The sequence below is a fragment of the Kaistella sp. CFF1-2 genome, assembly GCF_059509915.1.
Genome location: NZ_JCAKLF010000003.1, coordinates 308,784 through 323,991, shown reverse-complemented (window position 1 = coordinate 323,991; position 15,208 = coordinate 308,784). Strand labels below are relative to the sequence as shown.

Genomic DNA, 15,208 nt, shown 5'->3' with positions numbered 1-15,208 from the left:
CCAACAAAAATAGGCTTTTCGTTACGATTTACCCTTAAATTGAGCAACTAAGTTGCGGTACTGCGCTTCCAATTTGGGAACATTATCCTCTATAGCATATCCTTTCTCTCGAATGCGTCCCGTTTGATCTTGCCGCTCGTACGTTGAAAACGCAAGCAACGCCTCCGCCCAAGTCGCAGCACTTTGTTTCAGGGACAACACCTTCACATTTTCTTCAATAAGTAGGGATTCTTTGGAAATGGTATCCGATATGACACAACGTATTCCTGAGGCCTGAGCTTCAATAAGAGCTACAGGAAGTCCTTCAAATAAGGATGGAAAAAGAAATATATCCATCATTTTCAAAAGATCGGGAACATCAGAACGCACCCCTAAAAAATGAACCTGGGATGATAACCTCAAGCGGCTAACCTGAGCTTGGATTTGATTTTTCAACGCACCTTCACCAACGAGATACAGCTTTGCGTTTGCGTTACGCTTAACCACTTCCGAAAAAACATCGAGTAAAAAGGTATGATTTTTCACTTTTGTTAACGACCCTACATGAATTAATTTTAACTTTTTGTTTTGGTCTTGATACGGTTCAATTATAAACTTTTGTAAATCAATTGCATTTTTCATTAAAAAATAATTCTGAATCATATTTTCTCCAAATAAATATCTAATAGATTCCTCATTACATCCAAAGTAAGAATTAACTAGATTTCTTATCCTTTTTATCCACAAGGTTCTAAATAAGAATTTAAAATCAAAAGCTGAAGAACTACTATGGGCGTGGGCAATAATAACAGGAATCTTCCGTCTTTTGGCTTCTTCATAAATAAAAACACCCAATTCGGAAAGCTGGCCGTGAATAATATCATAATCCGAATGTTCCTCAAAAAAAAGGGCCACCGCTTTTTTATACGTCCTCAAATGCAACGGATGAATAGCGGGCAATCGAAAAATCCGACTTCCCCTAGCCAATATTTCCGACTCATACGCTCCTATTTCTTCACGATGCACCAAAAAATCCATCTGAAATTGATCACGATTCATCAACCGAAAATAATTCATCATATTGGTTTCGGCGCCACCTCGATTAAGAATGGTAAAAACTTGCAAGATCTTTATTTTTTTCATCCTATTCGTCGATTGATTACCAAATAAATAAACTTCGAAACCAACGTTACCATAAATGCATTTTGTTTTTTAACAAAAAAATAAAAAACCTGCCAATGATAAGGCAAATTAGTCAATTTAAATTGTTTAAGTGCCTCTGCATATAAAGGTTTATTTAAAATCAGCTGAATTCTCCTTTGCGTCTCACGAAATCCTTTACGAGCATGGTGTTCGTTAAAACACAAATTCAAAACAGTCAATACCTTCCGATTTCCTAGGGCTTCTTGAAATGGCAAATCTCTAGATTCAATAATTGTATTTAAAATTCCAAACTTTCGTTCCCATTGATTCGGTAATTCCTCCTTAAATAAAGAAGTATATGATTGAGTATTCGTTTTTCGATAGTGATAAAGTGGCTGGTTCAAAATACGCACTTTGCTAGCATTGTCTAAAACATGAACGTTAAACAAGCCGTCTTCCCAAGTTCCAATTTCATCTAATTCCGTAAATTCTACATTATGTACAATAGATTTTCGATACAACTTGCCCCACACGGTCGCTAATGCATCCATAGACGGGAAGTCTTTAATCTCATCCTCTACAAATCCAACTAAACGTCTTTGAATAAAAGCAGCATCAAAATCACCATCAATCATCAAATCTTTTGGCATTTCGTGGGCAGTATAATTTTTATAATACGAAAACATTAAGATATCAAAATCTTGGATGGACTCAACAGCTACTTGAAGTGTATTGGGCTCTAACCAATCGTCGCTGTCCACAAAAAGAAGATATTCTGAATTCGCTTTCGACAATCCTAAATTGCGAGCTTGCGAAATACCCGAATGATGTTGATGAAACACCAGAAAACGAGCATCGTCTTTTGAAAAGGCATCTAAAACACGTGCTGTCTCATCAGTAGAACCATCATCAATACAAATAACTTCAATATTGGAAAAAGATTGATTTCGAATACTCTCCAAACAGGTTTTTAAGGTTGCTTCTGCATTAAAGCAAGGTACAATAATACTAACTTTATCCATGCTAAAAACCAGTTTTTAAAAACATACCGTAGGTAAACATAAAATAAATAAAGAGCACAATCCCAAACATACGATACTGATCATTCCATAATTTGTAGCGAAACATCGGATACCCAATCACCGCGGCCATCAAAAACCAGGATAAATAGGCAAACCGGTTACTGAAAGCAGCGGTAATCACCAATATCCAAAAGGCATTGGCGATACAATACGTACCAAACAAATGGATATAAAAGCCATCGATAATATTCTTTTTAAAAATAAAATACCATCCCGCAAAAATGCCAGAAGCACTATACAATAAAAAATCCCAACGGAACCCCGTCTGCGAAAATTGGACATTAATTTCTGCAGAACCTCCGGTAAGGTAGCCTTGAGTTCGATCTTCTGCAAAACCAAGATTTGCAAAAAAAGATGCCCATGCCGAACCTCCTGCCAATGATAACGGAATGGCGACCAACCAAATAATCAAATACACTTGAGGATTCCGATACAAACCCGAAACAATAAAGGCTGCAATCGGTATAATTAAAGAGGCATGCATAAAATAGGAGACGATCAACGATCCATACAGCACCCATTTTTTTTCATAAAAAACCAAAGCCAGTAAAAACATGGCGGTTCCCAAGCCATTTCGAACACCATTCACTCCATACCCCAAAAAAGAAAAAGAACCCAAGAACATAAAAAAGGCATAAAACCAATAGTTCCCAAAATATTTCCTCGAAAAAAGAACACAAGGGACGATATACAAGAGCGCACAAAGTTGCAAAAAACCGTGAATAGACATTATTTTGGAACAGAAAACCATGAGGTAATTAAAAAGAAAATCCTTTTCTATGGTGACCTGCACTCCCGATTGTAAAACGGAGTACCCTTTATTATAATTCACAGTATCTCCAAATCGATAATTGATTGGCCGCTGTCCTATATACAAAACCAAAACAACCGCCAAGATCCAACCTAAAATTTGAAAAAATTGTAGGCTTTGCGCATCATGGATATCATAGAGAAAACCATGAACCACAATCAAGAATACCACCAGCAAAAGAAGCTGATAGTAAAGGTTGGTATAGATTTCTACTGGGATCCAATCAAACATGGGGTAAATTTAATAAACTTTGCCATTGTTTCATGACGACGAGGGTTGTAAAGCATAGACAATGCTCTTTGCCCAGTTTCTGCATGCGGTGGCGCTCGGTAGGATTACGCATCATAGTTTTTAATTCGGTTGCGAAAGCCTCAACATCGTGATGATGAACCAAAACACCATCTTCGCCGTTCTCGATGATATGACGAGGTCCGTTGGGGCAATCGTAACTAACGATAGGAAGTCCAATGGACATTGCCTCTAATAGGACCGTTGGAAAACATTCGGTTTCGGAGGTCATGGCGTAAATACTATATTGTGACATTAGCTCCAAAATATTTTCTGTACTTCCTTTGAAATGAATCACATTTTGTAAACCAGCTTCTTCTATTTGCAGTTCTAATTTCTTTTGTGTCTGCAAATAATCTTCGCCATATAGATCCAACTGCCAATCGGGAAATTCTTGATGCACGAATTCCCATGCTTTAATCAAATCTCCGAAATTCTTAACGGGTGAAATGCGTCCAGCAGCAATCACCTTTTTTGCACGAACATCTGCCAAGAGATCTGATGCCTCGATAGGATTGGGTATAACCACTGCATTATTAGTTTTTACATAGCGTGCTTCATCAGGATTAAGAACCACGATAGCGTTATATTTTTTTTCAATCCAATCATTAATTTTGAATTGTAGCTTTTTTAAAAAATTGGCTTCTTCTCGTTGTATAGCTTCATAGAATCTTGAACCGTGACGTTCTTTAATCAATTTCGATTTTTGTTTTATAAAAGGCAACCAATAGTGATCAAAATTAAAATTAGGCGAAATGATAACATCTGGTTGCAACTCCTTGAATAGTTGCTTTTGCTTTTTATAATGCACCCAGGACTTCTTTAAGTTTTCGAATGAAAAATAAGACGTTACTCGGGAATAATTAACGCCTAAATCTACTAATCTAACACACGCATCTAATGGATATCGTGGAGGCAAATTCTGTTGCTCGGTGGTCACAATAAAAACCTCAACATCAAGCAAGTTCGCCCAATAGTTGGCTTTGGTCGCCATCACTTTCTCGATGCCACCATGCAAATAAATTTGGTCAGTATTGATGAGGATTTTCATTGAATTTATATCAAATTTTTAAATAAGTGATCCCACTGTTCCATTATTTCCGGAGGTAAATAGGCCTTTGCATGTTCTTTCGCCTTTTCGCCCATTGTCTTTTTAAGCTCGGAATTTCCTATTAATTGAAGAATGGCATTCTCAAAGTCTTCTGTGTTTTGATTTTCCACTAAGATCCCATCAATGCCATTACTTATAATATCTATAGGCCCCGATGGACAATCGAAACTAATGCAAGGAACACCACACGCCATCGCTTCGATCAACACCATCCCAAAACCTTCGGAACGTGACGGTAATAATAGCATGGACGATTGCAGGTATTCTTTTTGAATAGCCGCAATGGGCTGATGAAAAGTAACAGATTGTAAATCGAAATCCTTCGCCATCTTGACATAAGTCTCGTCTTGATCTATTTTTCCGAAAATAGCCAATTGCCAATCAGGATAGTCGTTTTCAATATTTTTCCAAATTTTTAATAGGGTATCATAGCCTTTGTTATAAGAATGGGAACCTACAACAATAATTCTTTTGGATTCTAATGTACTGGACTCTTTCGGATAAAAACTGATAGGATTAGGAATCACCTCAACTGCTGCACGTTGCCATTCTTCTTTATTCGCATTGGTTAAAACCACAAAACGATCAAATTTCTTAGACTGTGTTTGCATAATTTGTGTGGACAGTTTTCCAATTAGGCCTTTCTGTTTGTTCAGTTCCTGCGAAGCATGGCGTTCGTAGATCCATTGGGCTTTTGTTTTAATTAAACTTGGTAAGAAAAAGCCTTTCAATCCATCATCACATACCAAAATAATATTTGGATTAATTTGATGTACTGTATTTTGAATCCCAAATTTATACTTAAAAAAGTAAGAAAGTGGATGACCGCCAACATCAATCGAATGAAATTGAACTTTTTCACTAAAAGAATAAAAGCGATTTTGGTCAGTCTGATTTAAAACCAATAGATGAACTTCATAGCCCAACGCATCAGCAAAATACGAAGCTTTAATGGAAAGCACCCGCTCGAGTCCGCCAGAACCGTTAATCCCATTAGTGATATAGAGGAGTTTCATATTATTCTGCTTTAAAAAGTCTTTTAATGAGTGGTAAGTTATTAACAAAAGTTAACGAGCTCTTCATCTCCTCTGTATTTTTCATGAATAAAAAAATCAATAAAAAAGAGAAAGTGAGTGTTAGGAAAAACTTCAATAGCAATTGCAACCAAAGTGCGAAGTGAACAACGCGAAATACGCCATAAATCAGCCCCGCAACTGAACACAAAATAAATAGATACAATAAAAATCGGGACAGATACTTCCAAGGATTTTGATGCAAACCTTTTGTCAGGACAATAAAAGGATCATACCAAAAATTGGTAAACAACCTTGCGATTAAAGTTGCGGTAATAATACCTACAATGCCATATTCCTTTCCTAATATATATGATAGTACCAGATTAATTGCTGCGGTACCCAATACCATATATTTACCAAATTGGAAGTAGCCGTACGCACCTTTGAATGTCCAAAAACCATTCTGCATTCCCAACATAAAAAAATTAATGGCTAAAACTAAGGGTATATTTGCTGTTAAAACATAAGCCGTTCCAATCCAAATTTCTATAAAATCATTAATACAAAAGTATATTAATAAAGAGGCGACACCGAAACAGACAAAATTCAAAAAATTAAGCGTCTTAAACAATTGGCGTTGTCGGTCAAGAGATTCATTGATGACAAAATGCGCAACTGACGACTTAATATTTGCAAAAATAATCATTAAAAAGCCGGAAATTAACCCAAACAGCATCACGTAATTGGAATACTTTCCTAGCAGTGCCAAACCAACAAACATACTGATAAAAACATTATCGGTGGCATTCACCAGTACTCCTCCAATTTTTGTTAGAAAAGCTGCCTTTACATTTTTTATCACATTATTTTTTACCTCTGGTGAAATCTTAACATGTTTATGTTCTGAAAGAAATGGATACTGTTGGTTAACTTTTCTCGAAATATACAGATTAGATAAAAATTGCGACAAAATCTGTACACCCACATACAATAAAAAATTCTGCGCGAAAATGAGAATGACTATTTGCACGATATTTTGACCTATTAAAAACTTAATGTTGTTAATAGTTGAAACCGATATTTTCTGATCCGCATCAAGCAAAGACATCTTATAAGAGAAAAAGTAGGAAGATGCGGTGCTTACTATATAAAATAAAAAGATCACGCGAATATCTTCTGTAATGCTTGCTGGTTTTTCTGCAATAATGTCATTTAAAAAGGGCATCAATAGAAGTCCTGTTATAAAAACAACAACACCAACAACGGCATATGTTTTCCTAAAATATCGCAATACTACAGCCGTTTGCTCTTCATTTTTGGAGGATAAAGGTTTGTACAATTCGTAGATAAATGCCGAAGCAATCCCCATCTCTGCCAAAGCCATCATCGACAAGATATTGGAAAATAAACTGCTCACACCAAGGTATTCGGCCGATAAATAGTTGATAAATACGGTACGTGAAACAAAACCCAATATCATTTGGATGATTTGAGATATAAAACCTGTAGATATATTCCTAAGGGTGCTATTTGTTCTTCCTGTTATCATTAATTGTATAAAGTTCTCAACAAAAATCCCTGGGTAAAAGGTAAAATATCAAAATTCTGGGAATAGATGCCTATTCCTTTAGTATCCCCTTGCGAAAAATCAACAGCTCCATTTCGTCGGGTAACCTTTAGTAAATACTGCAAGCATTTTTCTTTGGCAGAAACACAAATTTCTGAGACTTCAGAAATTTCTTCGGCAACTCTAAAAAACCAAGCTAAGGTGGCTGTAGTAGAAGAATCCATTCTGGATCGGGTATCAAATAACAACCAATGAAATCCTCCATTCTCCTGCTGAAATTCAACAACCGAATGGACAGTCTTAATCATAATTTGCTTTAAATGCTCTTTTTCAGGATGATATGAAGGCAATAACTTCCAAGTGTCAGCTAAACCAATCACAAACCAACCCAAACCTCGCCCCCAACCAAATAAACCGGTTGGAATTTTTGTTTCCACTTGGTAGGTATGACATGGGATATTTCGATTTGGCATCATTCCATGTTTGACGTATTCTTTTATTTGATGAATAGCCAAATTTATGGCGTCAGGATGGTTGAATTGCAAACCGTAAAGCGTTAAAAAAGGACATATAAAACCGATAGTATCAACAAATCGAAAATCTCGTGTGTGACTTTTATAGGAAACCGTACCATCTTTTCCTTTTAGAGAAAGAATCATCTGATAGGTTTCATCAAGTGCTGGTTTATATTTTTCTTTGTTAATAAAATCTGCATTTAACAAAGCATAAGCAAGTATCGCTTCATCTGTTGCAGTAGGTTTTATTTTCCAAGCTCCAGTACCTAAAGTCTTTTTATTAAAAAAATGAACGATTTCTTGTTGTATAACTTGATGAGTATTCTTCTTATGATATTCTGTTAAGCCTAAAACCAAAGCCGCTTCCTGCCAAGCTTGTATGGTTGATCTTGTATAATTCCCTTTGATGACATCAATAAAAATCAATCGAGTTTGGTCGGTCAGTTTGATGGTAGGCGTATTTTTAAGCCACCTTCTAGAAAGTGAAAAAACCTTTTTTTCCCAATCCTTTTGATTTTCGAATTGTCCAATTTTAATACGACTTTGCCACGTCCAAAACTGAGGAATCAGATCAATTAAAATAATCGATAGACAAAATAATAGAATAAAAAGACACAAATAAATCATTATTTCACAAATCCAAATTGGTTAATTTTTTCGATCATTTCTTCATTAAATCATTTTCTAAATCTAGCTCTTAAAAAATTAATTATTTTCATTCAATCAGTCTTAAAAATTTTATTAAGCCTTCATCCTTAGCAGTTTCTAATTCTAGATTTTGTGATAACCTTTGGCGTAGCTCTCCATCATGTAAAATATGCTCAATCTTACTGGCAATATCACTTGGATCAAAGCTTGAAATAATACCATTATAATTATCTACAATTTGATCTGACACTGTAGGGTAGTTTGTAACTAAAATAGGTTTTTGCAAGATTTTGCTTTCATCAATTACAATAGATTTGCCCTCAAAGAGAGAAGTTTGTACTATAAGGTCCGCATTTTTCATAAACTTAGTTGGATTAATGTGCATACCAAGTAGTACAAATGTATCTTGTAACCCATAGTCATTAATCAAGTTCTGTAAATCATTCCTAAGACTGCCTTCGCCAAATATAAACCATTTAAAATCAATTCCTTTTTGTTTTAAAAGATTAGCCACTTCAATACTCAAAACAAAGCCTTTTTGCTTTTCAAGCCTTCCAACTGAAATTATTTTTTTTGATTTAGTACTCCAATATTTTTCATTTATTTCTTCTCTACTTTTTGTAACTAATATTTCTTTCGATACGAAATTAGGAATCAAGTGGAATAAGTTTTTTTTCAATGGAAACTCATTGTGTAAAACATCATGACAATTTTTAGAAATAGTACAAACAGCATATAATTGATCAAAATAAGAGGCGTCTATCGTTTTATTTAATCCTAAACTAACGTAATCATTATGGATATATCCTATTTTTTTAGTTGCGGTAACTTTATCTACTACATAATAATTAGGCGTTTTTTCCAAATAACCTATGGCAACATCGTATTTCTTATTTAATCTTGGTAATGCCTTTTTTAATGCGCCCCAAGCGTACTGCTCAGCTTCTGAAGTATTTTTTCCCTTCTTCATTAATTTTACAAAACGATACCTTTGATAGATAAGAAATGGGTTAAGACTTTTTAGTACTTTTTTAAACGATCCATCAAAATAATGGTAATTTTTGGGAGCTTCTAATAAAGTAACTTCATTTGGTACTTCACTCAGTAGTATTCCTTCTTTTTTGAAAAGCAATAAGTCGACTTGAAATTGTGAATAGTCTAAGCCTTGCAGTAGCGCAACTAATGCTTTTTCGGCACCTCCCATGTGCAGATTATTCATTACAAACAATATATTCTTTCTATTACCCATCGATGATATCATAAAATTTTTCAATTTCCGTCTCATTACCAAAAGCAGTTTGTTCAAGATTTGAAACCAATTTTGCGACTAAATTCACATTGGTAAGTAAAGTTTCAATTTTTTCGGCAATGGATTCGGGATTCATGTCGGCAATGAGTCCTGTTTCTCCATCAACAATTTGGTCTTTAGCCGAAGAAAAATTAGTAATTACAATAGGTTTTCTCAATATCTTAGCTTCTTCTAAGGATATGGATTTCCCTTCATAAAAGGAGGTTAATATAAAGAGATCAGCTTCTTTAATGAACGGATAAGGATTATTTTGAGAACCAAAAAAGTGGATATGCCCCGAAATCCCCTTTTGAACCGCTACTTTCTCCAATTCTTCTTTCTTATTTCCAGTCCCTATTAAATACCAATGTATAGGATATTTCTTCTCAATCAAAATATCTATCGCATCTAATGCATTGAATAATCCCTTTTCTTGAGCCAAACGACCAACATACACAATATTGATTGCTTCTTTTGAAAAAGATATATTTTCCGTTTTAGAAGCTAAAAAATCAATCAGTTTTTTGGAATTAATATTCTCTATCGTTTTAATCTTAGCCGAAAATTGTGGAAGCTTTTTTTTCAATCGTTCCGTTAATCCATCAGATACCGTTACCAAATGGGTAAACTGTTGCAAATAGGTATTTTCAATTTCGAAATCAATTCCCAATTGTTCTAAATCGGTATGTATCCAAGTAATTTTCTCTTTAGCAATCGTTTTTTCAGCAACGTAATATGCACTTGTTTTTTCTAAATAAGAAATGGCAACATCATACATTTTAGGTTGCTTGGCAAAAAAATAACGAAGATACTTCCAAGACTTTTGCTCTTTTAAAACAGGATTATTTTCGACTTTATTATATACGGAAAATCGTACTTTTTGAAGTGCTAGATAAGGTTTTCCCTGTTTTATAAATTGAAGAATAGAATTTAAAAAAGAAGTAGAAAATGTACTAAAAGTATCTGATTGAGGCAAAATACAAACTTCTTTGGGAATTAAATCTAAAAACATCCCCGTTCTGGTCATTAGAAAAACATCCACATGATATTTTGTGTAATCAATGGCATTGAGAAGATTAACAAAGCTTTTTTCTGCTCCGCCTAAATCCAATGCTGGTATTACAAAAAGTAGTTCTTTCTTCATACTAATGCATTAAATATAAGAATTCGCTTCAAACGATTTTTTCTGTATTTCTGGTATTCTCCTTTCCAGTTCTTTTCGTATCTCCTCCTGATCTTTGCTGAGTTCCTCAAATTTACTAATTAACAATTGAGCATCAGAAATTTCTGAAGATTTAAGCACCAATCGCTCATACCCAAAGATATCATGGGCAATCCCTAAAGATTTGATACTATATCCTAATACCATGGTTGGGACAAAAGATGAATAGGCGGCAATGGTAGCGTGGGTACGCGCCCCAATAAAAAGCTTCATCTTTGCAATATAGCCTTTGTACTCCATTGCATTAAGGGTATTCGGAAGCATAAAAATTCTATCTATACTAGGATGATTTCCCAAATCTTTCAACAACTCTTTCAAACAATGGTAATCGTCATTCCCAGGCTGGATAACATGGGGAGTTAATGCAATTGTGTAAGGTGTTGTTTCTAAAATATGACGAAGTAATTCAATCGCAGCGTTTCTACTTAATGGATATTTATCTTCAACCAAAGGGCTATAGTTAAAACCAATGGTATTACCTTCTTCCCATTCTTTGGGTAAGTCCAAGTAAACTTTATCCAAAACAAAAGCGCCATCTGCAACCAACTTTACATTATGCAATCCAAGGCTTTCTAACTCATTAAAGGATTTTGTCTCGCGAATCAACAAGGCATCAAAATATCGCAAATCCTCTAATTTCGTATTGGTAGTTATATCTTCTTTTCCTAAGGAAGCGCCCCATAATAGTAACGTTTTGCCTTTTGCTTTTATGAGTTTATTCAGCTCATAATAATCGGGTAAATCACCATAACAATAATTATCTCCACCAATGGATAGAAATACATCAAAATCTGAAATGCGATCGATAATATCTTGATGCATAAGCTGGTAGTGTATTTTTGATGATTTTCGAAACCTTGTTTCCCAAAAATTCTTGAAATACTTCTTTGATAACCTTGAAATTCCTCTATTTTGATTATGAAAGATCACCTCATCGATACCATCAATTCCTCTATCAGAATCGGGATCTGTTGACGCCAACGCAATGACCGCCTCAGGATATCGAGATCTAATCACGGTAACAGCAGTTCTTACAATAGCTTCACAACCTCTATTTTTGCTTCCGCCATGGAAGAACAATAAATAGTTCTTTCTACTTAATTCCATTTCTCCAATGTGCATAACGGTATGCCCACATTATTTTTGATGTTGATTGTTGTTGTATCGCCTTTAAAACAAAGCGTTCAAAACGATTAATTTCTTCCCTAAACTCATTTAAATACGAAGGAATCACTTGTATTGACGTCAGCTTTCGAGAAAATGTTTTTACAATCGATTTACGCTGTTCATATTTCATGTTAGGATTTTCGCGCAAGTACAAGGAAAGTGCTGCTAAGAACGCTCGCACTAATCGTTTCGTTTTTAATGCTCGTATTTCTTGTTTCGAAAGGTTTATTTGATAAAACTCTTTGTGATCAAATTCAAACTCTTGAAACATTCGCTTAAAAAAAGTATCATCTACCACCTTTCGTGTTGCACTTTCCTCATTATCTCGGTATATATATTTCCCGTGTACATCAATCGTTTTTCCCGTATTTGCTTTACTTAAAACCTGATAAAAGAAATGAGCATCCTCTCCTAATTTCATATCTGTAGGAAACAAAATACCTTCTTGCCTAAGAAATTCGGTTTTAAAAACTTTGGAGCAAACCGAATTCAAAGTATCCTCTGAAAGCATCGTTTTCATCCAAAGAGATTGCAAATCTTCTTTAAAATATTCCTTTTCTACTTCTAATCTTTTTGGTATCACGCCAAGAAATCCAGAAACAAAATCATACTTCTTTTCGTGATCAAGAAATAACTCGAAATACATTGCATCTACGGTATCATCTGCATCAACAAAGCCACAATATTTCCCATCAGCAACACGCAGACCTGCATTTCGTGCTGCAGAAACGCCAAGATTGGGTTGGTCAAGTATGAGCAAACGCGCTTCTTTCTTTTTCCATTTTTCAAGAATTTCGATTGACCGGTCCGTGGAACCATCATTGACACAAATAACCTCCAGATCCGTCAAAGTCTGCTTAAATACCGATTGCAAACATTCTTCAAGAAAATGTTCGGCATTGTACACTGGAATAATGATGGAAAGGGTAATCATACTGATGCAATTATTAAACGACTGGCTTAATATGTACAGTGTTTGTAAATTTGTCACTACTATTATATACTAATAACTTGACTTAAATATGGGACACTAAACTAAAAATAGAGTTATTCGAGCTTGAAAAAAAACAATTGTCTTTATTTTTTAAAGTAGGCCCTCCACCCTTTCTCACCATGTTCTTGAGAATACGTATAGTATCCATATCCGTACTTCTTACCGTACCGGGAATTTTGAGGTTCAACAGCATTGAGCACAAAGGCCATATTTTTAAGGTTATTGTTTTTCTTAAATTCGGTAGCAAAAGCCAGCATTTCTTTTTCAGTAAAACTGGATTTCACAACATAGATCGCCACATCAGAATGCTTAATCAAATTCATCGTATCACTCACCAACATCAACGGTGCCGAATCGATAATGACGTAATCGTACACATCTCGAACCCGAGCGATCAGCTGATCAAACTTCTCCATATCCAACAAATCATTCGGATTGGGGGCGATTTTTCCACTAAATAAGACATCCAAGTTTTCACTCAAACCGGAGTTTTTGACGTATCGTAAAGGATCGGTGTCTTCCGAAACCAAATAATCCGTAAGTCCAATATTTTTTCCATCAATAAAACGATGCAATTGGGGATTTCGGATATCAGCACCCATCAACAAAATCTTGCTGCGCCACGCTAAAGTTTGAGCGATATTCATAGTAACCGTCGTTTTTCCTTCGCCTTTTATCGAAGAAGTAATCAAGATAACCGAACCTAAATTGGGATCAGATGGCGCTACTTTGGCTTTTAATACATACTTCAAATTGGAAGTGAGTATTCGGAAGGACTCGGCAAAAGGGGAAAAATCCTTAGGATGTACCAAAGCATTTTCTTCCTTAGTCACAGGGATTTCAGCTAAGACGGGGATATCGGGAACCAGAGAGTTGATTTGCAACCTCGAGTGAACTTTCGTATCCAACGTATTCATCGCAAAGAGTAAAGCCAAAGGCAATAAAAAGCCTGCAGCCAACGCTCCCGTTGTGATCTGCTTTCGATTGGGCTTCACCTGCCCCGTCGTAAACGCTGGATTTACCACCTTAGACTTCGGTGCCGTCACCGCAAGGGTAATAGCATTCTCCTCCCTTTTCTGGAGCAAATACAAATACAGCTGCTCTTTCAATTGCTGTTGTCTTTCAATCGTTCGGAATACCTTTTCTCGTGAGGGATATTTTGTAATTTGATCTTTATTGAGTTGTAATTGCTGTTGCAATGTCCCCAATTCCAGTTGCAAAGCGGCTCTTTTTTCATTCAAACTGGTGCGCACCAAATGGCGAGCATCGGAGAGTTGCTTATTGAGTTCAATAATCGCTGGATTGGCGGGCGTAGCTTGTTTTAAAACACGGTTCCTCGTGAGTAGCAATTCATTATACTCAGAAATATAAGTATCCGTGGAACCTAAACCGATATTAGTAGGTAGCAACTGCTCTTTCCCACTGGCTTGATATATGGAATTAGTTAAATCGAGTTGGGTGGATACAGCCAACAACTTGGTCGTATTATCATTGGCATTCGACATAGCCATATTCGCCTGGGCCTCCAAATCAGTAATCTGATTTTGGCGCTTAAAATCTTCCTTCTCTCCTTCTATTCCCGATAAATCTTGCGTAATAACATCCAATCGGCCGTTAATAAAATCCTGCGTATTCTGAGCTTCCTGATTCTTATCTTTCACCCCATCAATATTGTATTGCTTGACTAGTTCGTTGAGTATATTTTCGGACTTTCGAGGTACAGGGCCCACAAGCGAAAGTTCCATTAGCAGCCCTTTATTCTCGGGCAGACTCACACTTACCGACGATTCTAAGCGTGCGGCAACATTTTTCACATTGGAAAAAACGACCTTGATAGGTTCGCCAAATACAGCATGAGGCTTCATACGAAGCAGGACGCTCCCAAACGGTAAATCAACAACCTGTCCAAAGGCAAACGTCTTCCCAGCAGAGGGGCCTTCTTCAATGCGAAAGGAATTTCCACCTGCAGGTTTTAGAATCACGGTAGCGCCTCCAAACTTCACAGAATCGCGTAGCGCCTTCACTTCTCCAACAAACGGAGCATCATCGTATAATTCAACCTCCTTGATCTTACCAATACTATAAAAAGTAACATCAAGATTAAGAGTTTTAACGACTTGTGAAAGTATGGGCTTGGAAACAATTAACGTAGTTTCTCCTTGCAATTCGTTGTCCCCACTGACACCCATCCCCAGATTCTTCAAATCACTTAGAGCGGTATTTTTATTTTTAGACTCCAAAAGCATCAACGAAGTTTTAGATAGATACTGAGGCTGCACATAGCGTAAATACACCAACGCCCCAATATAAAACACCAACATACTCAAGACAAACCAAGGCCACTTTTTTAAGTAGCGCCCGACTTCCCTCTTGAAGT

General features: G+C 36.0%; 12 protein-coding genes. All 12 read right to left on the bottom strand.

Features of this window, described 5'->3' with window-relative positions:
* Positions 1–21: 21 nt before the first annotated feature.
* Positions 22–1,122 (bottom strand): glycosyltransferase, encoded by a 1,101-nt coding sequence (locus AC5XHR_RS10760; RefSeq protein ID WP_495950795.1) that lies wholly within the window; start codon positions 1,120–1,122, stop codon positions 22–24.
* On the bottom strand, positions 1,119–2,144 hold the full coding sequence (locus AC5XHR_RS10755; protein ID WP_495950794.1) for a glycosyltransferase family 2 protein: 1,026 nt from the start codon (positions 2,142–2,144) through the stop codon (positions 1,119–1,121). Before AC5XHR_RS10755 ends, AC5XHR_RS10760 begins: the two co-directional genes overlap by 4 nt.
* Position 2,145: 1 nt before the next feature.
* On the bottom strand, positions 2,146–3,246 hold the full coding sequence (locus AC5XHR_RS10750; protein WP_495950793.1) for an EpsG family protein: 1,101 nt from the start codon (positions 3,244–3,246) through the stop codon (positions 2,146–2,148).
* Entirely contained in the window at positions 3,239–4,354 is a 1,116-nt protein-coding gene (locus tag AC5XHR_RS10745) for a glycosyltransferase family 4 protein (protein WP_495950792.1), read from the bottom strand. The genes AC5XHR_RS10750 and AC5XHR_RS10745 overlap by 8 nt, the downstream gene beginning before the upstream one ends.
* A gap of 5 nt (positions 4,355–4,359) precedes the next feature.
* Entirely contained in the window at positions 4,360–5,430 is a 1,071-nt protein-coding gene (locus AC5XHR_RS10740) for a glycosyltransferase family 4 protein (RefSeq protein ID WP_495950791.1), read from the bottom strand.
* Position 5,431: 1 nt separating this feature from the next.
* The gene (locus tag AC5XHR_RS10735; protein ID WP_495950790.1) at positions 5,432–6,910 is read right to left on the bottom strand and encodes a lipopolysaccharide biosynthesis protein; all 1,479 of its coding nucleotides are present in this window, start codon (positions 6,908–6,910) and stop codon (positions 5,432–5,434) included.
* Positions 6,911–6,978: 68 nt separating this feature from the next.
* A complete protein-coding gene (locus tag AC5XHR_RS10730; RefSeq protein ID WP_495950789.1) occupies positions 6,979–8,139 on the bottom strand; it encodes a glycoside hydrolase family 88 protein in 1,161 nt (386 codons plus the stop codon).
* A gap of 88 nt (positions 8,140–8,227) precedes the next feature.
* Positions 8,228–9,364, bottom strand: coding sequence for a glycosyltransferase (locus AC5XHR_RS10725; protein WP_495950788.1), 1,137 nt, complete (start codon positions 9,362–9,364; stop codon positions 8,228–8,230).
* Positions 9,365–9,401: 37 nt separating this feature from the next.
* Positions 9,402–10,592: a glycosyltransferase gene (locus AC5XHR_RS10720; protein WP_495950787.1), complete on the bottom strand. Its 1,191-nt coding sequence runs from the start codon at positions 10,590–10,592 to the stop codon at positions 9,402–9,404.
* A gap of 9 nt (positions 10,593–10,601) precedes the next feature.
* Positions 10,602–11,777: a polysaccharide pyruvyl transferase family protein gene (locus AC5XHR_RS10715; RefSeq protein WP_495950786.1), complete on the bottom strand. Its 1,176-nt coding sequence runs from the start codon at positions 11,775–11,777 to the stop codon at positions 10,602–10,604.
* Positions 11,764–12,771, bottom strand: a complete 1,008-nt coding sequence (locus AC5XHR_RS10710) for a glycosyltransferase family 2 protein (RefSeq protein WP_495950785.1) — start codon at positions 12,769–12,771, stop codon at positions 11,764–11,766. The genes AC5XHR_RS10715 and AC5XHR_RS10710 overlap by 14 nt, the downstream gene beginning before the upstream one ends.
* Before the next feature lie 143 nt (positions 12,772–12,914).
* Positions 12,915–15,152 carry an exopolysaccharide transport family protein gene (locus tag AC5XHR_RS10705; RefSeq protein ID WP_495950784.1) on the bottom strand — a complete coding sequence of 746 codons (2,238 nt, stop codon included), beginning with the start codon at positions 15,150–15,152 and terminating at the stop codon, positions 12,915–12,917.
* Between the last annotated feature and the right edge of the window lie 56 nt (positions 15,153–15,208).

Excerpts from the sequence above, each read along its gene's own strand:
- AC5XHR_RS10760 (WP_495950795.1), bottom strand. The coding sequence starts at position 1,122 with ATGAAAAAAATAAAGATCTTGCAAGTTTTTACCATTCTTAATCGAGGT.
- AC5XHR_RS10755 (WP_495950794.1), bottom strand. The coding sequence starts at position 2,144 with ATGGATAAAGTTAGTATTATTGTACCTTGCTTTAATGCAGAAGCAACC.
- AC5XHR_RS10750 (WP_495950793.1), bottom strand. The coding sequence starts at position 3,246 with ATGTTTGATTGGATCCCAGTAGAAATCTATACCAACCTTTACTATCAG.
- AC5XHR_RS10745 (WP_495950792.1), bottom strand. The coding sequence starts at position 4,354 with ATGAAAATCCTCATCAATACTGACCAAATTTATTTGCATGGTGGCATC.
- AC5XHR_RS10740 (WP_495950791.1), bottom strand. The coding sequence starts at position 5,430 with ATGAAACTCCTCTATATCACTAATGGGATTAACGGTTCTGGCGGACTC.
- AC5XHR_RS10735 (WP_495950790.1), bottom strand. The coding sequence starts at position 6,910 with ATGATATTGGGTTTTGTTTCACGTACCGTATTTATCAACTATTTATCG.
- AC5XHR_RS10730 (WP_495950789.1), bottom strand. The coding sequence starts at position 8,139 with ATGATTTATTTGTGTCTTTTTATTCTATTATTTTGTCTATCGATTATT.
- AC5XHR_RS10725 (WP_495950788.1), bottom strand. The coding sequence starts at position 9,364 with ATGGGAGGTGCCGAAAAAGCATTAGTTGCGCTACTGCAAGGCTTAGAC.
- AC5XHR_RS10720 (WP_495950787.1), bottom strand. The coding sequence starts at position 10,592 with ATGAAGAAAGAACTACTTTTTGTAATACCAGCATTGGATTTAGGCGGA.
- AC5XHR_RS10715 (WP_495950786.1), bottom strand. The coding sequence starts at position 11,777 with ATGGAATTAAGTAGAAAGAACTATTTATTGTTCTTCCATGGCGGAAGC.
- AC5XHR_RS10710 (WP_495950785.1), bottom strand. The coding sequence starts at position 12,771 with ATGATTACCCTTTCCATCATTATTCCAGTGTACAATGCCGAACATTTT.
- AC5XHR_RS10705 (WP_495950784.1), bottom strand. The coding sequence starts at position 15,152 with ATGTTGGTGTTTTATATTGGGGCGTTGGTGTATTTACGCTATGTGCAG.